Origin of the sequence: Pseudoxanthomonas sp. Root630, from assembly GCF_001427585.1 — a bacterium.
Lineage (GTDB): Bacteria > Pseudomonadota > Gammaproteobacteria > Xanthomonadales > Xanthomonadaceae > Pseudoxanthomonas_A.
Genome location: NZ_LMGY01000016.1, coordinates 381,360 through 401,588, shown reverse-complemented (window position 1 = coordinate 401,588; position 20,229 = coordinate 381,360). Strand labels below are relative to the sequence as shown.

The following is a 20,229-nucleotide window of genomic DNA, read 5'->3' as shown; positions in this document are numbered from 1 at the left end:
CCAGACTCAATCCACCGCAATCGCCGGCGCATCCGTCTGCTGGGCGACCAGGCGATGCGCCTGGTCGATCATGCCGACGAACTCAGCTTTCAGTCCGTAGGGATCGCGCCCCGTTGAAGCACGGGCGGTGCGCGCTACGTCGTTCCATGCCCAGCCGTCGATGCGCTGTCCACCGCGCAGCAGGTCCGCATAGGCGGCCACGGCGGTAGCGAAGCGGAACGCGTCGGTAGGTTGCGTCGTCAGCGAATCGCGTGCGATCGGTGCTTCGATCAGGCGGCTGGCGTCCTGGCCGGGCAGTTTGTAGCGCAGGCGCAGGTGGGCGACCTCACCGGTGCCCGCGTCGGCCACCGCGGTCTTGCCGCCGTAACGCAGCGCCGGCAGGCGATCCACGCCGGAACCGACCGGCGTGATTTCGTACAGGGCCGTCACCTCATGCCCGGCACCGATGTCGCCGGCGTCCACCTTGTCGTTGGCGAAGTCCTCGTTCGCCAGCACGCGGTTTTCGTACCCGATCAACCGGTACTCCGCGACTACGGCCGGATTGAACTCCACCTGGATCTTCACGTCGCGCGCGATGGTCAGCAGGGTGGACTGCATTTCCTCCACCAGCACCTTGCGGCCTTCCTGCAGCGTATCGATGTAGGCATGGTTGCCATCGCCCACGTCGGCCAGCTTCTCGGCCAGGGCATCGTTGTAGTTGCCGGTGCCGAAACCCAGCGTGGTCAGCGCGATGCCCGACTTGCGCTGGTCCGCCACCATCGTTTCCAGCGCGTCCTGGCTGACAGTGCCCACGTTGAAGTCGCCATCGGTGGCCAGGATCACGCGGTTGACGCCATTCGGGACGTAGGCCTGCTTGGCCATCGCATACGCCAGGCGGATGCCGTCGCCGCCGTTGGTGCTGCCGCCGGCCTGCAGGCGATCCAGTGCGGCGAGGATCTCGTCGTGGCGGTCGCCGGGCGTGGGCGGCAGCACCAGGCCGGCGGAGCCTGCATAGACCACGATGCTGACGCGGTCCTGCGCGCGCAGCTGCGGCACCAGCTGGGCGAAGGACTGCTTCAGCAGCGGCAGTTTGTCCGGCGATTCCATCGAGCCGGACGTGTCGAGCAGGAAGACCAGATTGGACGCTGGCAGCGTCGCCTTCGGCACGTCGTAGCCCTTGATGCCGACCATCAGCACCTGGCGCTTGGCGTTCCACGGCGCGGGCGCCAGTTCGGTGGTCACGCGGAACGGGCGGCTGCGATCCGTGGGCGCGGCATGGCCGTAGCGGAAGTAGTTGATGAACTCTTCGGCGCGGACCGCATCGGCCGGCGGCCGCTGGCCGTCGCGCAGCATCCGGCGCACGTTGCTGTAGCTGCCGGTATCCACGTCGACGGAGAACGTCGAGACGGGCTCGTCCAGCGTACGCCGCACCGGATTGTCGTCGCGCTCGGCGTATTTCTCGGTGTCGGCGGGCTGCGCCTGCGGATAGGCGATTGCGTCACCGATGGCATTGCTGCGGAGATAACCCACGGACGCCGGCGCGGGCGGCGGCGGTGCGTAGGCATACGCTGGCGGGGCCGCTGCTGCGGCCTTGTCCTGCCGCGAAAGCCGCGCGCCGGTGACGACGACGCTGTCGAGTGTGCTGCGCTCGCGGCGCTCGGCGTCCGCGCTCGCGGCGGCGGCATCCGCTGCGGTGGCGGCGGCCAGCGCGGCTTCTTCGGCGGGCCCGTGTTGGGCGGTGGGACTGGACTTGCAGCCGGCCAGGATGGCGACGGCGAGCAGGGTGAAGGTCAGGCGGCGGTGCGACATGGCGTGACTCCGTGTGTGGGACGGAAGGTCGAACGCGCGGGGTTGGGGAGTGGGGTTAAGCGGGGTGAGCGCCGGCCGCCCGGCTCATCAGGTGTCTTCCGATGCGGGCGTCGTGTGCGTGGACGTGACCTGGAGCGACACATGGCCGTCGGCGATGCGCGCCGATACCCGGTCACCTGCCTGCACCTGCGCCACCGACCGCACCAGCGTCCCATCCTCCTTCGTCACCAGTGCGTAGCCGCGTGCCACGGTGGCCAGTGGGCTGACGGCTTCCAGTGAGCGGGCGAGGGCGTGCAGGCGCAGGGCGTCGCGTTGCAGCGTGCGGGCCACCAACGCCTGCGGGCGTGGCGCAAGGGCGAGCAGGCGCGCGCGCAACTGTTCGAGGCGGCGCTGCGGGGCATGCGCACGCAGGATCGCTTCGGCGTGCCGCAGGCTCGCCAGATGACCGGCCCGGCGCGCCTGCCACAGTGCATGCAGGCGTCGCACGGCGGCGTCCTGACGTTGGCCGAGCATGGCCAAGCGTGCCTGCGGGCGTTGTGCGTTCAAGCGCAGCGCCGCGCGATCGGCGCGTTGCATGGCGTTGCGCAGGCGGTGGACGTGCGTGCCCGCCAGCCGGTTGTTGAGCATGCCCACGCGTGCGAGCAGGTCGCGGCGATCCGGCACCAGCAGTTCCGCGGCGACCGATGGCGTGGGCGCGCGCAGGTCGGCGGCGAAGTCGGCCAGGCTGAAGTCGGTTTCGTGGCCGACGGCGGATACCACCGGCACCGGCGAAGCGGCGATCGCGCGCGCCAGGCGTTCGTCGTTGAACGCCCAGAGATCTTCCAGCGAACCGCCGCCGCGGGTGACCAGCAGGACGTCATAGCGGCCGCTGCGCCCCGCGCGCTGCAGCATGTCGACGATCTGCGCCGCGGCCGTTTCGCCCTGCACCTGCACGGGCAGCACGTCGACCTCCAGCAACGGGTAGCGCCGTTGCAGGACGCTCAGGACGTCACGCACGGCGGCGCCGGTCGGCGACGTGAGCACGGCAAGGCGCCGCACATGCGCGGGTAGCGGGCGCTTCCGGTCGGCGTCGAACAGGCCCTCGGCGGTGAGCTTCGCCTTCAATTCCTCGAACGCGCGCCGCAGCGCGCCTTCGCCGGCTTCTTCCATGTGGTCGACGACCAACTGATAGTCGCCGCGCGCTTCGTAAAGCGTCAGCCGTCCGCGCGCGAGCACGCGCAGGCCTTCGCGCGGCGCGAACTTCAGCCACTGGCTCTTGGGCTTGAACATGGCGCACTTCACCTGCGCGCGCGCGTCCTTGAGGGTGAAGTACAGGTGCCCCGATGCCGGCCGCGTGACGTTGCCCAGCTCGCCTTCCACCCAGATCAGCGGGAAGGTGTCCTCCAGCAGGTTGCGCGCCAGCGCGTTCAGCTGGCTGGGCGTGAGGATGTCGCGGGCGGTGTCGGTCATGCTGGAAGGATAAACGGTGGCGCCGGCCGGCGCCGCGAAGGCCTGCGACATGCGGTCGCGGTCGCCGGGACACGTTCCGTGGTGGAATGCCGGGGTCCCGATGGCCGGAGTCGTCCACATGCCCGTACCGCGCTGGTGGTTGCCCGTGTTGGCGATCGTCCTTGCCACGCTCGCCGCGTGTGAATCCGCCGACACGCCGCCTGCGGCGAACGCCGATCCGGCGCCGGTGGTGGACATGCACACCATGCCGTCGCCCGCCGGTGCGGCGCAGCCGGACCTGGCGTCCATGCCCGACGGTTCGCTGTTGCTGAGCTGGGTGGAGCCGATGGGCGAGGCCGGCCATCGCCTGCGCTTCAGTCGTCTGGCCGGGCGTGAAGGAACCTGGGCGCCGCCGCGCACCATCGCCGAAGGATCGGGCTGGTTCGTCAACTGGGCCGACACGCCGCATGTCTTCGCGTTGGCGGACGGATCGCTGTGGGCGCACTGGTTGCGCAGCACGGGGCCGTCGCGCATGGACTACGGCATCGACCTGGTGCGTTCCTCCGATGGTGGCACCACCTGGAACGCGCCGACATTGGTGCCGCCCACCGCGAAGCTGGGCGACAACGGCTTCGTGACGTTCTGGCCGCAGGGCGGCGATCGCTTGGGCATGGCCTGGCTGGACAGCCGGCAAAAGACGCCGGGCGACAGCCATGCGCACCACGATGGCCACGGAGGGGGCGCGATGATGCTGCGCGCGGCGCTGTTCGACGCCGCAGCGGTGCAGCAGGCCGAGTGGTCGCTGGACGCATCGACCTGCGATTGCTGCACCACGTCGTCTGCCGTGACGGATCGCGGCACGGTGGTGGTCTATCGGGGCCGCACTCCCGGTGAGATCCGTGATACCCGCATCGTGCGCTTCGATGGGCGCGCGTGGACATCGCCGCGCGACGTCCACGCGGACGGGTGGGAGATCGCCGGCTGTCCCGTGAACGGCCCCGTGGTCGTGGCCGACGGCGCGTCGGTCTGGGTGGCCTGGTACACCGAAGCCGGTGGCATGCCCGAACTACGCGCCGCGCATTCGCCGGATGCCGGCGACACGTTCAGCGCGCCCGTCACGCTCGCGAAGGGCCCGCAGGTGCTGGGCAGGCTGGGGCTCGCGCGAGGCGACGGGCATCTGCTGGTCAGCTGGCTGGAAGAAGCCGATGACGCCGGCCAGCGCCTTGTGCTGACGCGCTACGACGCGACGTGGGGCGACCCAAGGCGCAGCGACGTGGCCACGCTGGTGGCGCGCGGGCGGGCGAGTGGCATTCCACGCCTGCAATGGGCTCATGGCGCCGCCTGGCTGGCCTGGACCGATGTGGCCGATGGAGCTCCGCTTGTGCGCGGTGCGCGCGTGGTGTTCGCGCGCTGAGGATGGCTGCGACATCGGGTCGCAGCGGGTCCATCCGGATCACCGGCTACCATGCGGCGGTGATCCGCTCGTCTTCCTTCCTCCGCCCGATGCTGCGGTTGGCCATGCTGGCCGCGCTGCTGATGGCGTTCGCGCCGTCGGTCACGCGCTGGGTGGCCAGCGCCGGCACGCAGGTGCTCGCGGGCTGGACCGAGCTGTGCACCACCGGCGGCATGACATGGGTCGATACCCGCGCCGGATCGCCGACCGGGAGTTCGCCGATCGAGAAGGCGCCATCGCCCCCTGGCATGCCGATGGGCGCGGACTGCGCGTACTGCACGCTGGCGGCGGCCCTGCCTTTGCTGTTGCTCTGCATCGCGCTGCGGCTTCCGCGACTGCCCGCGGGCAGATGGGTGCCTCCCTCCGCACCTCCCTTCATCCGATCCACGCGCCTGCGCGGCCTGGGTGGTCAGGGACCACCGCTTTCGCTCTGAACCACAAGACTTTCCGTTGAACGTGCGGCCCGTGCGCCGCGTCCTTGTGCTTTGGAGTTTCCATGTCCCTGTCTTCCTGCGCGTCGCTGCGTGCGTCGCGCCTGTCCGTGGCGGTTGCCGCGGCCCTGTCGTTTCCCTTCCTCGCCCATGCCGCTGACAGCATCGTGCTGCCCGACGGATCGCGCGCCACCCAACTCGATACCGTCGAAGTCAAAGGCCGGAAGGCCGGGCTCGAGCAGGCCGCCGGTACCGGCACGCGACTGTCGCTCAGCGTCATGGAGACGCCCGCCTCGGTCACCGTGATCGACCGCGACACGCTGGAGGCGCGCGGCGTGCGCACCACGCAGGAAGCGCTGGCCGGCATCCCTGGCCTGACCGTGGCATCGCCGCCCGGCAACGGCAACGCGGTCACCTATCGCGGCTTTTCCGGCAGCCAGATCACCCAACTGTTCAACGGTATCGACGTGCAGTACGCCAGCATCGCCGCGCGCCCCGTGGATGCGTGGCAATACGAACGGGTGGAAGCCATCGGTGGGCCTTCGAGCTTTCTCTACGGCGCCGGCGCGGTCGGCGGCACCCTCAACTACGTCACCCGCCTGGCGAGGCTGGATCGCGATGAAGCGGCGGTGCAGGCAGCGTGGGGGTCGTTCCACGACGGCACGCTGGCCATGGGCGCCAACCTGCGCATCGGTGGCGACGATGCGCGGCAGGCGATCCGGCTGGATGCGAGCGCACGCGACGGTGAGAGCTGGGTCGACGGACAGGCGCGCGAGGCATCGACGGTGGCCGCCTCCTGGCTGGTGCAACTGGCGCCCACGCTGCGCCACACGCTGGCCGTGGAATCCCAACGGGAGGAGGATCATCGTCCTTATTGGGGTACGCCCGTGCGCCAGCCGGCGTCCGGGCGCCTGTCGGTGTTGCCGGAGACGGTCGGCCGCAACTACAACGTCGCCGACGGTCACTACGGACAGGACGTGCTATGGGCGCGTTCGCTGCTGGAGTGGACGCCGGGCGAGCGCGATACCGTGCGCAATACCGTCTACCACTACGATGCATTGCGCGACTACCGCAACGTGGAAAGCTACCGCCTGGCGCCCGGCAACGATGGCGTGATCCGTTCCGGCGCGTTGTTGCAGCGGCACGACCAGCAGCTCTACGGCAACCGGTTGGAATGGATCCATGAAGGCATGCTGTTCGGCCTGCCCACGCAATGGGCCACCGGCCTGGATGCCAGCTACAACCGGCAGACGCGCTTCCCGCTGTCGCTGTCGGCCACGGTCGATACGGTGCCGCTGGCTGCGGTGACGCCGGGGCAGTTCCTCGATGTGCCGGGTGCGTCCCTCGTGCATACGCCGGACCGCACGAACCGGCTGCACACGCAGGCGGCCTACATGGAAAGCCTCACCCGCCTGACGCCTTCGCTGTCGCTGCTGACGGGCCTGCGCCGCGACCGCATCGTGCTGGACGTGGCGAACCATCGTGCGGTGACGGCTACCAATCCCGCGCGCTTCGAGCGTACCTACACGCCCACGACGGGCCGCGCCGCATTGAACTGGGCGCTCACGCCGCAAGCCAGCGTCTACGCGCAATACAGCACCGCGGCGGATCCGCCGGCCGGCATCCTCAGTACCGCGAACTTCGCCACGCTGCGCGACTTCGACCTCACGACGGGGCGCCAGGGCGAAATCGGAACGAAGCTGCAATCGCGCGATGGGCGCAGTTTCGCCACGCTGGCGGCGTATCGCATCGTGCGCCGCAACGTGGCGATCACCGATCCCGCCAATCCCGGCCAGACGCTGCCGGTCGGCCGGCAGTCCGCTCGCGGCGTGGAGGCCTCGTTCGGCTGGCGCCCATCGGAAGCGATTACCGTCGAGGGCAATCTGGCCTGGGTCGATGCGACGCTGGACGACTTTTTCGAGAACGTTGGTGGATCGCCGGTGTCGCGCGCCGGAAACCGGCCCGCCAACACACCCTCCCGTGTCGGCAACGTGTGGGTGGACTATGCCTTCGGTCCGCGCTGGAGCGCCGGCATCGACCTGCGCGGGGTCTCGTCGCGCTACGCCAATGCCGCCAACACCTTGTCCACCGCCGGATACGCCACCTGGGGCGCGCATCTGGATTTCGCCTGGAACGACAGCACCGACCTGAGCGTGCGCGGTCGCAATCTCGGCGATCGCACCCACGTGGTGTACGCGCTGGGCAGCACGATGGTGTACCTGGGCGATCCGCGCAGCTGGGAGGTCGTGTTGCGCAAGCGATTCTGATCCTGTCGCCCGCGCATGCCGGCCGGCGTGGCCTTCGCGCCGGCCTTCCCTTCGTTGGATAGGATGGATGCCATCGCCATCCATCGAGGGAGCGCCGCATGCGGGGTCTGGATTTCAGTTCGTGGCAGGGCCTGTTGACCACGCTGGCGGGCTTGGCGCTGATCACGCTGATCGGTGTCGGTATCCGCCTGCTGGTCATGCAGACCGTGCAGGAGCGGCGTGCGCGCGAGAATCGCCAGATCAACGAACGGCTGCGCACGCTGATCGCGGCCTACAAGACACTGGGTGGTTCGTTCACCGGCGATCTGGAGGTCGATCCCACCCATTTGCGCGAGTTGCGACAGCGGATGCGCGATGAAGGCGGCGAGGACGACAACGGAAGCGATCGCGGTCGGCGCATCCGCGATGCGGTCGAAGCGGCCTTGTCGGACATCATCCTGCTGGGCACCGATGAGCAGGTACGGCTGGCGGCGCAGGCCGCCACCGATCTTGCCGCGGGGAAACCCATCCACACGGATGCGCTGGTGGTGTCGCTGCGCGACTTCATCCGCAGCGTGCTCGACCTGGAACCCGTTCCGTCCGGCCTCGCCATTCCACGGCAAGGACCGGCGCGACCGGTGGCCACCAAGGGGAAGGGCGAGGGCGGCAAAGGCGAAGATCGCCAGGGCGGCGGGGCCCGCGCCGGTGGCGGTGCGGGCGGCATGGGTGCGGGCATGGGCGCCGGCGCCGGCATGGGGCTCGGCGCAGGGCTTGCCGCAGATCCGGACCGCGATCCGCCCGGCTGACGGCTACTCGTCGACCCAGCGGCGCTCGGGCCCTGGCCGCTTGGCCAGCTTGCGCTGCAGCGAGCGGCGGTGCATGCCCAGCAGGCGTGCCGCGGCGGAGATATTGCCTTCGGTCTCGGCGAGCGCCTGCTGGATGTGTTCCCACTCCAGCCGGCTGAGCGGCGTCATGGTGTCTTCGGCCGCATCGGCGTCGTCGAGCGGCGTGGCCGGCGTTTCGAGTCCCAGCGCACGCAGGATCGTCGGCACCGTGGCGGGCTTGGGCAGGTAGTCGTCGGCGCCGCGCTTGATCGATTCCACCGCGGTGGCGACGCTGGCGTAGCCGGTGACGAGCAGGATCTGCATATCGGCGCGGATGCCGCGCAGCGGTTCGATCAGGGCCAGGCCGGAATCGCTGCCGAGCTTCAGGTCGACCAGGGCGAAATCAGGCTGGAATTCGCGCGCCCGCGCCAGCGCGCTCGGCGCGTCCAGCGCGATCTGGGTCTCGATGCCCTTGCGCGCCAGGCTGCGCTGCAGCGTGCGGGCATAGAGTTCGTCGTCGTCCACCAGCAGGCCTTTCATCCGGAACCTCGCGTCAGGGTGTTTCGTCGTGGCCTGCCACCGGCAGGCGGAATTGCACCTGCACGCCCTTGGGCGGCACGGCGCGCATGGTCATGCGCCCGCCCAGCCGCTCGATCGTGGCATGCGACAGGGCCAGGCCCACGCCCATGCCCTCGGGCTTGCTGGTGCGGAAGAGTTGTTCGGACTGGAACGGCAGCGCCTCGTGGAAACCGTTACCGTAATCGCGCACGGTGCCGACCAGCTCGTCGCCTTCGCAGCGCAGGTCCAGGTCCACGCGCTGCGAACCGGCCTGGCGGCTGGCATCGGCGGCGTTGTTCAACAAGGCCTGCAGCAGGTGGCCGGTGGAAGCGTCGGTGGCCAGCCACGGCGGGAGCGCGCCGGTACGCTGCAGTTCCACCGTCGGGCGGATCAGCTGCCAGCGCTCCACGACGCCGTCCAGGTCCACGCGCTGGTGCACGCCCATGTCCGCGGACGCGGCGAGCGCGCGCACGCGATCGCGGCACAGGTCGATCAGCTGGCGCATCGTGCCGGCGTCCTCGCGGATGTCGGGTTCGCTCGCGTGCTCGCGGATGTCCTCGGTCAGCAGCGTCATCGTCGCCAACGGTGTGTTGAGCTCGTGCGCGACCGCGGCGGCGTGCGTGGCCAGCGCGACGATGCCCTCGTTGCGCGCGAAGCGTTCGCGCAGGCGCGCCAGTTCCTGTTCGCGCAGGCGCAGCGCGGCGACCAGGCGCGTGGAGAAGTAAAGCACCACGCCCGCGGAGAGGACGAAGTTCACCGCCATGCCCCAGAGGTGCACGTTGAAATTGTCGCCATGCAGGTGCGGCAGCGGACGGCCGAACACGGCGGTCAGGATGTAGCCCAGCAGGCAGGCCACGCCGGTGGCCAGCACCCAGCGCAGCGGCAGCGCGAGCGACGAAACGGCGATCAGCAGCAGGAACATCGAGCTGAACGGGTTGCCGATGCCGCCGCTCCAGGCCACCAGCCAGGACAGCACGGCCACGTCCACCAGCATGTGGGTGAAGGCCTCGGCCGGCGTTTCCTCACCGGGCCGGTGGCTGCGCCAGGTGGCGTAGAGGTTGAACAGCGCCAGGGCCACGATGCCGCCCCAGAGCGGCCAGCGGGGCAGGGCGATGCCCAGCGGCCCCAGTGCCACCAGCACCGTCACCGCCTGGCCGACGATCGCCACCCAGCGCAGGTTGCACAGGGTGCGCAGGAACGATGGCGTGGTGGTCAGGAGGGTATTCGGCATCGGTACATGCTAGAGCAAGCGCGCGTGCGGGGCCTGCGGCATGGCGTCGCAGGGCGGCGGGGTGCCCACGCTACAATGGCGGCATGCACGACGCCGTCACCCGCCCCACGCCCCCCACCGACGCCGCGCCCTGGCCGCGCCGCATCACCCAGGCCGTCCAGATCGGCAACGCCGTCGTCGGCGGCGGCCGCCCGGTGGTGGTGCAGTCGATGACCAACACCGACACCGCCGACATCGCCGGCAGCGTGAAGCAGGTAGCCGAACTCTGGCGCGCCGGCTCGGAAATGGTCCGGCTGACCGTCAACAACCCCGAATCCGCCGCCGCCATCCCGCGCATCCGCGAAAAGCTGGAGATGATGGGCGTCTCGGTGCCGCTGATCGGCGACTTCCACTACAACGGCCACCAACTGCTGGCGGGCGAGCCGGCCTGCGCCGAAGCGCTGGCCAAGTACCGCATCAATCCGGGCAATGTCGGCTTCGGCAAGAAGAAGGACACCCAGTTCGCCCAGTTGATCGAGTTCGCGATCCGCTACGGCAAGCCGGTCCGCATCGGCGCCAACTGGGGCTCGCTGGACCAGGCGCTCGCGGCGCAGTTGATGGACGAGAACCATACGCGCGAAACGCCGTGGGACGCCGGCCGCGTGCTGCGCGAGGCGCTGATCCGCTCCGCGGTGGATTCGGCCGAACGCGCCGTCGAGATCGGCCTGCCGCGTGATCGCATCGTGCTCTCGGCCAAGGTCAGCGGCGTGCAGGAACTGATCGCCGTGTACCGCGACATGGCCAGCCGCACCGATTTCGCCCTGCACCTGGGCCTGACCGAAGCCGGCATCGGCAGCAAGGGCATCGTCGCGTCTAGCGCCGCATTGGCCGTGCTGCTGCAGGAAGGTATCGGCGACACCATCCGCATCTCGCTGACGCCGGAACCCGGCCAGTCGCGGACGCAGGAAGTGATCGTCGCGCAGGAGCTGCTGCAGACCACCGGCCTGCGCGCGTTCACGCCGATGGTCACCGCCTGCCCGGGCTGCGGCCGCACCACGTCCGAGTTCTTCCAGGAGTTGGCCAAGGTCGTGCAGGAACACGTGCGCGGCAAGATGCCGGAGTGGAAGGTGACCCATCCCGGTGCGGAGAACATGACCCTGGCGGTGATGGGCTGCGTGGTGAACGGGCCGGGCGAATCGCGCCACGCCAATATCGGCATTTCGCTGCCGGGTACCGGCGAGGCGCCGGCAGCGCCGGTGTTCGTCGATGGCGAGAAGAAGATCACCCTGCGCGGCGAGAACATCGCCCACGAGTTCGTCGCGCTGATCGACGAGTACGTCGAGGCCAAGTACGCGCGTGTCACCGGCTGACAGGCTGGCACAGGGCGGACGCTTCATCGCCAGCCTGCTGCGCGAGCATGGCGGCCGCCTGGTCCTGCTGTTCCTGTGCCTGCTGGCGCCGCTGTGGCTGTTCGTCGAACTCGCCGACGAAGTCCACGAACTGGAAGTCTTCTACTTCGACGATCCGCTGCTGTGGCGCGCGCACGCGCTCGCCGGGCCGGCGCTGGACCGCTTCTTCGTCTTCATGTCGGCGATCGGCTACCAGTGGGGCGTGGTGCCCGTCGACATCGCGCTGACGGTCGGCCTGCTGGTCGCCCGGCGCTGGCGCGAAGCCACGTTCGCCGGTGCCTCGTTCGCGGGATCGGCGCTGCTGAACCTGGCGACGAAGCAATTCTTCCAGCGCGACCGGCCCACGCTGTGGGAATCCATCGCGCCCGAACACACCTTCAGTTTCCCCAGCGGCCATGCGATGGGGTCGGCGACGCTGGCGATGGTCGTCGTGCTGCTGTGCTGGCATACGCGCGCCCGCTGGCCGGTCGCCGCGCTTGCGGTGCTGTTCGCGCTTGCCGTCGGCGCCTCGCGCATCTACCTGGGCGTGCATTACCCATCGGACATCCTCGGCGGCTGGGCCGCCGGCATCGCCTGGGTGTCTGGCGTCTACCTGGTGCTGTATCGGATCCGCGAACGGCCGTGGCAGGTCAGGTAGGCGGCTGCCAGCTGGTGTAGGAGCGACGTGAGTCGCGACCGGATCAACGAGGGGTCCCGGCCGTGCAAAGCATGGGGATCGATCCGGCGCCATAACGTGAACCGCATCGATCATGACGCTGTCGGCGTGCGGTCGCGACTTACGTCGCTCCTACAGAGGCGCAGCCCTACGGCGCGTACGCGCGCTCGCGCTCTTCCTGCAGCCGCTGCCGCAGGTACTGGTCCCGGGTGAGGCCGGCCGGAATCGACGTCATCGCCATGACCTCGCTGACGACGTGCGCCTCGCGCGCCTTGTACGCCTGGAACCGCGGATCGCGGGCTTGCTGCGCAGCGAAGGCGGCCATGCGCTGGTCGGCGTGGGTGCGATAGCGATCGGCGATGGCGGCGACTTGTTCCACCTGCTCCGCCGGGTCCTCCACGGTTGCCTTGACCAGGGCGGTGCGCAGCAGGACCGCCTCGCCGGCCGACAGCCCGCCGTCGCCTTCGTAGCGGTCGATCTGGCGCGACAACGCATCGGCACGCTCGCTGCGTTCCACCGGACGCAAGGACGACGCGCGGGCGAAGAAATCGCGGGCATCGGCTTCGAAGCGCTCTCGTTCACGGTGATCCCTCGCCTGCGGCGTGGCCTGCAGACGCAGCCACGCCGGTGACGCGGATGGCGTCGCATCCGCCGCCGTGGGCGGGGCCGGCGTGCGCGCGGCGTGCGAGTGCCACCACACGGCGGCGCCGGCCGCGGTTGCGAGGAGGACGATGGCCAATACAAGCGGGTGTTTCATGCGCTCCTCCAGGTCGCGCAGGCCGCCGCACGGCGACGGCCCGCGACGGTCCCGTCAACCCAGCAACTGGTCGACCAGCCAATACAGCAGGTTGAACGGCTTGGCCTTGTCGGCTTTGTCGTCCTGCTCGCTGGCGTCGATCACCTTGCCCTGGCCATCGAGCACGCTGTCGATGAAGTGCTTCAGCTCCAGGTTCTGCGCCTGCACGTCGGCGTTCTTGAAGTCGACGATGGTGGTGCAGTGGCTCTCGTTGAGCGCGCGGTACTGCGGGAAATAGCCGCCGAAGTTGTTCAACGTGTTCAGGCGATCGCGCAGGCGTGCCGTGTCGGTGTTCCAGCGTGCATGGATGCGCGCTTCCTTGGTCGCCTGGTCGGGCGCGTTGGCGATGTCGGGATAGAAGCGCTCGTACGAGTACGAGGAATAGTTGAGGTCCTTCCAGAAGTGCGTGTGGCCGAGGCGGTCGTTCGCGTACTTGCTGGAGAGCGCTGGGTACAGGCTGCCGAGTTCGTTGAGGTCGAACTGCGGCAGGCCGTTGGCGAGGTAGGGCAGCGGGCCGTTCGGCTGGTCCAGGCCCCAGGCGCTGCGGATCAGCGCCATCAGCGGTTGCGACGGGTAGTCCACCGGGTTGCCGTTCTTCAACGTCGGGAAGATCGGGCCGGAATCGTCGATCAGGAAGCTGCGCGTCGGTGCCAGGTCGCGCCGCAGCGGGTGATAGCTGGTCAGGCTGCCTGCGCCGCCGGCGCTGCAGCCGGTGGACAGCATCTGCGTCGGCCGTGGCAGGTTGTCCTTCAGCCAGCTGACCACCGCCCGTGTGTTGCGCGCGCCGTTGTGGTGCCAGACCAGCGGCGCGGCCTGGCCGCTGGGGTCGGCGTACACCGCGACGCGGTCGCCGCTGTAGATGTCGCCGGTGCAGTAGGGCACGTAGACCATGTTCCAACCCTGCGTCTTCACCGCATCGAACGGGCTGACGCGGGTGACGAACGGGCTGACCAGGCTGGCGCCCGGATTCAGCAGGCTCATGTAGTCGTCGGGAATGCCATTCGGATTGCGCGCGCCGCGGATGCCGCTCTGGCCGGTGCAACTGGCGTAGTCCCAGCACGCGCCGCCGCCTTCCATGTAGATGATGGTGTTGCGCGTGTCGGCCACGCGATTGACGAAGAACTTGAACGGCGAACCATCGCCGCACACCGCGCCGGTCGAGGGCGCCAGCTGGATGGTCTGCCAGGCGTCGTAGCGGCCGGGCTGGAAGCCGTCGTCGAAGCCGGACGGGTTCGACAGCAACGGATAGTGGCCGGTGCGCTGCGCAGAGGTGACCTTGTTGTCGGCCTTGGGTGGCGACACCAGGTTCACCAGGGTTTGCCAGAAGCTGTAGTCGCCTTCTTCGGCCTTCAGGGGCGCCGCGACCATCAGGGTGAGACCGGCGGTGGCCAGGACGAGAGACAGGCGTGCGGGTCGTACGGGTGCAACCATGATCGGATCCTCCGGCGAGAGTCTGTGGACGTTCAACGGGATGGACTGCCTTGGCGTGCGGCACGCGTTGGGGGGCGGCGACCGTACAGCGGCGGATGGTCGGCCCGTACGCCGGCGGAGGGATTAAGCCGGCGTGAGGGAGGCGGGTTTGGCTGCGCACGCCCCCTGCATTGGCCGGAATGCCCCCTCCGGGTGCGCTCGCCAGCCCACGCGGCCGGCCCCGGATCATGCAGCGCAGCAGAGCTGGCGCGCAGGCGGGTGGTACAGGCGTGCGCGATCCTGCCGGGCAACGGATCGTTGCAGGGCCACGCCTTGCCGATGGAGCGTGCGAGGTCGAACATGCCGACCCACGGCGCGGAAGGCGGCGTGGACTTCCCGGGGATCGCAATGCAGGAACTGATCGACCGCTACGGCGTGCTGCTGGTGTTCGCCAACGTGCTGGCGTTGTCGCTGGGTCTGCCCGTGCCCGCGATGCCCACGCTGATCCTGGTCGGCGCCGGCCTGGCGTTGCACGCCGATCCGCTGTGGCTGCCGCTGGCCGGCGTGCTCGGCGTGTCGGTGCTGGCCTCGTTGATCGGCGACAGCGTGTGGTTCTACGCCGGTCGCCGCTACGGCAACCGCACGCTGCAGTCGCTGTGCCGGTTGTCGCTGTCGCGCGACACCTGCATGAAGCGCACGGAACGTTTCTACGGTCGTTTCGGCATCCGCATTCTCTCGGTGGCGAAGTTCATTCCCGGGCTGTCGATGGTCTCCGTGCCGCTGGCCGGTGCGATGCAGGCGGGGTTGCCGCGCTTCCTGCGCTACGACGGCCTGGGTGCCGCGTTGTGGGCGGCGCTGGGATTGGGGCTGGGCGTGCTGTTCGCCGATCAGGTGGAGACCGTCATCGACGCGCTGTCGCAACTCGGTACCGGTGCCGTGGTCCTGATCGCCGCGGCGTTCGCGGCCTATGTCGGCTGGCGCTGGTGGCGCCGACGCACGCTGCTGAAGTCGCTGGAGGCCGCCCGCATCGATCCGCCGGCGCTCGACGCGCTGATGCGCGCCGGGGAGTCGCCCGTCGTGTTCGACATCCGCGCGCCCGGGTTCCGCGATGTGGACCCCTACGTCATTCCCGGGGCGATATTCGCGGACGAGCGCCGGCTCGACGGCATCCTCGCCACGTATCCGCGCGAGGGGAAGATCGTCATCTACTGCGCATGCCCGGATGAAGTGTCGGCGGCCTGGATGGCGGCGCGCCTGCGTGCGGCCGGCTTCCGCGATGTGCTGCCGCTGCGCGGTGGCATCGATGCCTGGCGTGCGGCGGGCTACGGCGTGGAGCGCCTGGGCGGCTGACGCGGCCCGCCCGTCAGGGTTCGATGCAGACCCGATTGCGGCCTTCGCTCTTGGCGCGGTACAGCGCGGCGTCGGCGGCGGCCATCATCCGGCTGCAGGTATCGCGGTCGAGCGTCAGCGAGGCGATGCCGATGCTCACGGTGATGCGCTGGGCTTCGCCGCCGGGCCGGAACACGACGGCTTCCACCGCTTCGCGCAGGCGCTCCGCGAAACCGTAGGCGGCCTCGGGCCCGCATTCGGGCAGTAGCACGGCGAATTCCTCGCCACCGATGCGCGCGGCGGCATCGTCGTTGCGCACGTGCCGGCGCACCAGCCCCGCGATCTGCTTCAGCACGTGGTCGCCGGAGATATGGCCGTAGCGGTCGTTGATCGGCTTGAACAGGTCGACGTCGATGATGCACATCGTCAACGCGCGGTGATGGCGCATCGCGCGTGCGATCTCCTTGTCCACCGTTTCGATGAAGTGCCGGCGGTTGTACATCTCCGTCAGCGCATCGTGGGTGGCCAGTTGGTAGATCTCTTCGTGGTAGTGCGCTTCCACGCTGCTGTGGCTGATGAACTTGAGGATGCTCTCGCCCAGCGTCAGGTGGTCGCCGTCGGCCAACGCGGCTTCCTGCACGGGCGCATCGTTCAGGCGCGTGGTGTTGGTGGCGCCGAGGTCGCGCACGCGGTAGGTCTCGCCATCGCGCCAGATCTCGCAGTGAAGGCGCGACACGCTGTTGTGCGGGATATGCAGGTCGGCCTCCTGGGAGCGTCCCACGACCACGCGCTGGTCGCCGACGTCGGCCCGGCGGCCCAGGCCTTCGCCCTGGATCACCACCACACAGGCGGAGCGGGGCGACAGCGGGCGCGGGCCGTCGCTGAGGACGGTCCGGAGCGTGGTATGCGGGTCTTGGGGGTCCCGGGACATGCGAGCGCGGAAGGCGGATGCGTCCGGAAGTGTACCGGATCGGCCGGTGGCGACAGGCTTCCAGTACCATGGCGTCGCCCACCGGGGATAGTGGCATGACATCGCAACCTTACGACGACCTCGCGCCCACCGAGCAGCTGGCCACGCGCCTGCAGGACGCACCGACCGCGCCCGATGGCACGCTCGCGCCGGGCGCGCGGCTGGGCCGTTACCGCATCGAGGGTCTGCTGGGGCGCGGCGGCATGGGCGAGGTCTATCGTGCCGCCCAGCTCGAACCCGTCCGTCGCGAGGTGGCGCTGAAGCTGTTGCGCGCGCAAAAGCTCCAGGCGCGCCACCTGGCCCATTTCGAGGTCGAGCGGCAGGTGCTGGCGCAGATGCGCCACCCCGCCATCGCGCAGATCTACGACGCCGGCGCCACCGAGGAAGGCTTCCCGTTCTTCGCGATGGAGCTGATCGAGGGCAGCCCGATCACGCGCTACTGCCGCGAACAGCGGTTGTCGCTGGACGAGCGCGTGGGGTTGTTCATCCGCGTCTGCGAAGGCGTGCAGCACGCCCACCACAAGGGCGTGGTCCACCGCGACCTGAAGCCGGGCAACCTGCTGGTCGACACGCTCGATGGCCGGCCCGTGCCGAAGATCATCGATTTCGGCATTGCGATGGCGGCCTCGCTGGCCGGCGATGCGGCGCTCGAGCGCGCCGGCACGCCCGAATACATGAGCCCGGAGCAGGCGCACGGCGATGCGCACCAGGTGGACACGCGCAGTGATGTCTATTCGCTCGGCGTCGTGCTGTACGAACTGATCGCCGGTGTGCGCCCGGATGCGGTCGGCGAAACCTGGGCGGCGGATACGCCCACCGCTGTGGCGCCGTCATCGCGGCTGGCCGCGTTGCCGGCCGACCAGGCGCGACAGGTCGCCGACGAACGCGGGCTTTCGCCCACGCGCATGCGCGACCGCCTGCGCGGCGATCTCGACTGGATCGTGCTGAAGGCGATGCAGCACGACCGCGAGGCGCGCTACGGCTCGGTCGCCGCACTCGCGGACGACCTGCAGCGCTATCTCGATGGTCGGGTGGTCCTCGCGGTACCGCCGAGCCGGGGCTATGCCGCACGCAAGTTCCTCCGCCGCCACCGCACGGCTGCAACCGCCGCAGCGGTGGTGCTGCTCGCGCTGCTCGGTGGATTGGGGCTTTCGCTGTATGGCCTGCAGCAGGCACGTGCGCAGCGTGCGGTCGCCGAGTCGCGCAGTGCCGAACTGGAGAAAGTGGCGGCGTTCCAGCAGTCGATGCTGGAAGGCATCGACATCGAGACCATGGGCGTTGGCCTGTCCGAAGGGCTGGTCCGCCAGGTGGCGAGCGTCGATCCGGGCGCCTCGTCCGCGTTCGGCGCGACGCTGGCGAAGGCGAGCACCGGCGACCTGGCGCGTGACCTGGTGGACCGCCAGTTGCTCGCCAACGCCGAAGAGGCCATCGCTCGCGATTTCGCCGATCAGCCCGACGTGGCCGCCAGCCTGCGCGAATCGGTCGCGCGGGTGTACGCCGCCATCGGACGCTACGACAAAGCCGCGGAGCATTTCGGCCGGGTCGCCGAGCATCGCGCGGCCACGCTGGGCGATGGCGCGCCGGAGACGCTGCGCGCGCGCAACGAACAGGTGCAGGCCCTGCTCGAGGGCGCCCACATCGACCAGGCCGAGACCGTGTTGCAGAAGGCGCTGCCGCGCGCGTTCGCGCTGCCGGTGAACGATCGCGTGCGGGTCAAGCTGGAACTGGCGCAGGCGCAGGTCATCTCGGCACGCGGCGATCGCCCGCGGGCCAAGGGCGTCGTGCAGGCGGTGCAGGAGCGCCTGCTCGCCAGTGTCGGCGAGCGCGACCCTGCCACGCTGGAAGCGACCAACAATCTCGCCGCCGTGCAGCGCAACCTGGGCGAACTGCCCGAGGCGCGCGCCAACATGGAAAAGGTGGTGGCGTTGCGCACCGCCACGCTGGGGCCGGACGACGACGAAACCCTGTCCGCGATGGGCAACCTGGCCGTCCTGCGCATCATGAACCGCGAGAAGGAAGCGGCGCTCGCGATGCAGCGCGACCTCACCGCGCGCTACACCACCAAGCTGGGCAGCGAGCATCCCACGACCTTGCAGGCGCGCAGCACGCTGGCCACGATGATGATCGATGGCGGCGACAAGAAGTCGGTGAAGGCGGCGGTTCCGGCCTTGCGTGAGGTGCTCGCCGCGCGCGAGCGCGTGCTCGGCCACGACCATCCGCAGACGGTGCGCACCCGCCTGAATCTGGCGACGGCCTACGCCAGGCTCGACGATTTCGCCGCCGCGCTGCCGCTGGAAGAGCAGGTCATCACCGCGCGCAGCCGCACCCAGGGCGCCGCGCATCCGGACACGCTGTCGATCCTGGTCAATCACGCCGGTACCTTGCTCAATGCCGGCCAACCGGAAGCGGCGCTTCGCCTGTTGGGCGATGTACAACCGCTCGCGCTGAAGACGCTGGGCGAAAAGCACCCGCAGGCGCAGATCACGATGGTCATCCGCGCCGAAGCGCTACGGGTACTCGGCCGTATTCCGGAAGCGGTGCCCGAGTACCAGCGGTTGTTCGAGATCCGTCGGCGCGTCCTGGGCGAGACCGACCTGGAAACGCGTATCGCGGCCTGGAACCTGATCGACACCTATGGCGAACTGGGACGGAAGGCGGACGCCGCGCCGCTTTACCGTCAGTACGTCGCGCCGCTGCTCGTGGCGGATCCGAAGACCTTGAGCGACGACGATGCCGATTTCGTGCGGCTCTACCGCGAAGGGAAACGGCCCGGCAAGCAGCCCCTCAAGCGGGGCTGAGCGGGCGTCGCGTCACTCGCCGGGCTTGGCCGCAGCGCTCGGCGCCTCGGAGGCGGCCCGGCGGGCGAGCACCGCTTCGCGATGGGCGATGTAGGCGTTGGCGCCGAAGATGATGCCGGCGCCGACCAGGGTCCAGGTGTCGAGCGATTCGTCGAACAGCAGCCATCCGAACAACGCGACCACCGGCAGCTGCATGAAGCTGATCGGCGTCAGCGCCGAGACTTCCCCCAGCTTCAGCGCGCGCGTCCACAGCATGTGGCCGCCAGTGCCCAGCACGCCGGCGGCGATCACCCAGACCCAGGTGATGCCCTGCGGCCATTCCCACACCGCCAGCGCCGGCAGCAGCGACATCGGCACCCACAACAGCGTGGTGTAGATGACGATGCGATCGGCGGGCTCGGTGTACGACAACTGCTTGATCTGGATGGCGACCAATGCGCTCATCACCGCCGCGAGCACGGCGATCAGCGCATCGACGGTGAACTCCGTCGTGCCCGGGCGGACGATCACCAGCACGCCGATGAAACCCAGCCCCACTGCCGTCCAGCGGCGCGCGCGCACCTGCTCGTTGAGCATCGCCGCCGCGGCCAGCGTGACGAACAGCGGCGTGGAGTAGGACAGCGACACCGCTTGCGCCAGCGGCAGGTGGCCGATCGCCCAGAAGCCGGCGAGCATCGAGCAGATGCCGATCAGGCAGCGGAACAGGTAGCGCGGGAACTGGGTGGTCTTCAGGATCCCCGGCCCGTGCCGCAGGATCAGCGGCGCCGCGGCGAGCAGGCCGAAGAAGTTGCGGAAGAACGCGATCTCGAACGTGTGCAGCGTCGCCGACGCGAGCCGGATCGACACCACCATCAGCGCGAACAGTACCGTGCTGCCCAGCATCAGCACGGCGGCGCGGAAGTGGGCGGGAACGGTGGGCATGGG

The 20,229-nt window shown here is 69.5% G+C and carries 16 protein-coding genes; 7 read left to right on the top strand and 9 right to left on the bottom strand.

Annotation, left to right across the window (positions count from 1 at the left end; all coding sequences use genetic code 11):
* Positions 1-6: 6 nt before the first annotated feature.
* Positions 7-1,788 carry a VWA domain-containing protein gene (locus ASD72_RS14160; protein ID WP_056880584.1) on the bottom strand — a complete coding sequence of 594 codons (1,782 nt, stop codon included), beginning with the start codon at positions 1,786-1,788 and terminating at the stop codon, positions 7-9.
* Between the two features lie 87 nt (positions 1,789-1,875).
* Positions 1,876-3,237, bottom strand: coding sequence for an exodeoxyribonuclease VII large subunit (gene xseA, locus ASD72_RS14155; RefSeq protein WP_056880715.1), 1,362 nt, complete (start codon positions 3,235-3,237; stop codon positions 1,876-1,878).
* A 118-nt stretch (positions 3,238-3,355) separates the two neighbouring features.
* On the opposite strand from xseA, the gene ASD72_RS14150 reads away from it, so the two are divergent.
* On the top strand, positions 3,356-4,630 hold the full coding sequence (locus ASD72_RS14150) for a sialidase family protein (RefSeq protein WP_155944652.1): 1,275 nt from the start codon (positions 3,356-3,358) through the stop codon (positions 4,628-4,630).
* Positions 4,631-4,676: 46 nt separating this feature from the next.
* Here the strand turns inward: ASD72_RS14150 and ASD72_RS21530 are convergent, their stop codons facing one another.
* Complete coding sequence (locus ASD72_RS21530; protein ID WP_235578016.1) at positions 4,677-4,985, bottom strand: hypothetical protein; 309 nt, start codon at positions 4,983-4,985, stop codon at positions 4,677-4,679.
* Between the two features lie 180 nt (positions 4,986-5,165).
* On the opposite strand from ASD72_RS21530, the gene ASD72_RS14140 reads away from it, so the two are divergent.
* Together ASD72_RS14140 and ASD72_RS14135 are read left to right on the top strand one after the other, a co-directional pair.
* Positions 5,166-7,367, top strand: coding sequence for a TonB-dependent receptor (locus tag ASD72_RS14140; RefSeq protein ID WP_056880581.1), 2,202 nt, complete (start codon positions 5,166-5,168; stop codon positions 7,365-7,367).
* A gap of 98 nt (positions 7,368-7,465) precedes the next feature.
* Positions 7,466-8,152 (top strand): hypothetical protein, encoded by a 687-nt coding sequence (locus tag ASD72_RS14135; RefSeq protein ID WP_056880580.1) that lies wholly within the window; start codon positions 7,466-7,468, stop codon positions 8,150-8,152.
* A gap of 3 nt (positions 8,153-8,155) precedes the next feature.
* On the opposite strand, the gene ASD72_RS14130 is transcribed toward ASD72_RS14135, so the two are convergent.
* Together ASD72_RS14130 and ASD72_RS14125 are read right to left on the bottom strand one after the other, a co-directional pair.
* Complete coding sequence (locus ASD72_RS14130) at positions 8,156-8,710, bottom strand: response regulator transcription factor (protein ID WP_056880579.1); 555 nt, start codon at positions 8,708-8,710, stop codon at positions 8,156-8,158.
* 13 nt (positions 8,711-8,723) lie between these two features.
* On the bottom strand, positions 8,724-9,959 hold the full coding sequence (locus ASD72_RS14125; protein WP_056880578.1) for an ATP-binding protein: 1,236 nt from the start codon (positions 9,957-9,959) through the stop codon (positions 8,724-8,726).
* Positions 9,960-10,042: 83 nt separating this feature from the next.
* On the opposite strand from ASD72_RS14125, the gene ispG reads away from it, so the two are divergent.
* Entirely contained in the window at positions 10,043-11,308 is a 1,266-nt protein-coding gene (gene ispG, locus ASD72_RS14120; RefSeq protein ID WP_056880577.1) for a flavodoxin-dependent (E)-4-hydroxy-3-methylbut-2-enyl-diphosphate synthase, read from the top strand.
* Positions 11,309-11,312: 4 nt separating this feature from the next.
* The gene (locus tag ASD72_RS14115; RefSeq protein ID WP_056880714.1) at positions 11,313-11,984 is read left to right on the top strand and encodes a phosphatase PAP2 family protein; all 672 of its coding nucleotides are present in this window, start codon (positions 11,313-11,315) and stop codon (positions 11,982-11,984) included.
* A 166-nt stretch (positions 11,985-12,150) separates the two neighbouring features.
* Here the strand turns inward: ASD72_RS14115 and ASD72_RS14110 are convergent, their stop codons facing one another.
* Entirely contained in the window at positions 12,151-12,759 is a 609-nt protein-coding gene (locus tag ASD72_RS14110) for a hypothetical protein (RefSeq protein ID WP_155944651.1), read from the bottom strand.
* 54 nt (positions 12,760-12,813) lie between these two features.
* Positions 12,814-14,229 carry a pectin acetylesterase-family hydrolase gene (locus ASD72_RS14105; RefSeq protein ID WP_056880575.1) on the bottom strand — a complete coding sequence of 472 codons (1,416 nt, stop codon included), beginning with the start codon at positions 14,227-14,229 and terminating at the stop codon, positions 12,814-12,816.
* Between the two features lie 387 nt (positions 14,230-14,616).
* On the opposite strand from ASD72_RS14105, the gene ASD72_RS14100 reads away from it, so the two are divergent.
* Positions 14,617-15,558 (top strand): DedA family protein/thiosulfate sulfurtransferase GlpE, encoded by a 942-nt coding sequence (locus ASD72_RS14100; protein WP_056880713.1) that lies wholly within the window; start codon positions 14,617-14,619, stop codon positions 15,556-15,558.
* Between the two features lie 13 nt (positions 15,559-15,571).
* On the opposite strand, the gene ASD72_RS14095 is transcribed toward ASD72_RS14100, so the two are convergent.
* The gene (locus ASD72_RS14095; RefSeq protein WP_056880574.1) at positions 15,572-16,468 is read right to left on the bottom strand and encodes a GGDEF domain-containing protein; all 897 of its coding nucleotides are present in this window, start codon (positions 16,466-16,468) and stop codon (positions 15,572-15,574) included.
* 95 nt (positions 16,469-16,563) lie between these two features.
* On the opposite strand from ASD72_RS14095, the gene ASD72_RS14090 reads away from it, so the two are divergent.
* A complete protein-coding gene (locus tag ASD72_RS14090; protein WP_056880573.1) occupies positions 16,564-19,305 on the top strand; it encodes a serine/threonine-protein kinase in 2,742 nt (913 codons plus the stop codon).
* 12 nt (positions 19,306-19,317) lie between these two features.
* Here the strand turns inward: ASD72_RS14090 and ASD72_RS14085 are convergent, their stop codons facing one another.
* Complete coding sequence (locus ASD72_RS14085; protein WP_056880572.1) at positions 19,318-20,226, bottom strand: DMT family transporter; 909 nt, start codon at positions 20,224-20,226, stop codon at positions 19,318-19,320.
* Between the last annotated feature and the right edge of the window lie 3 nt (positions 20,227-20,229).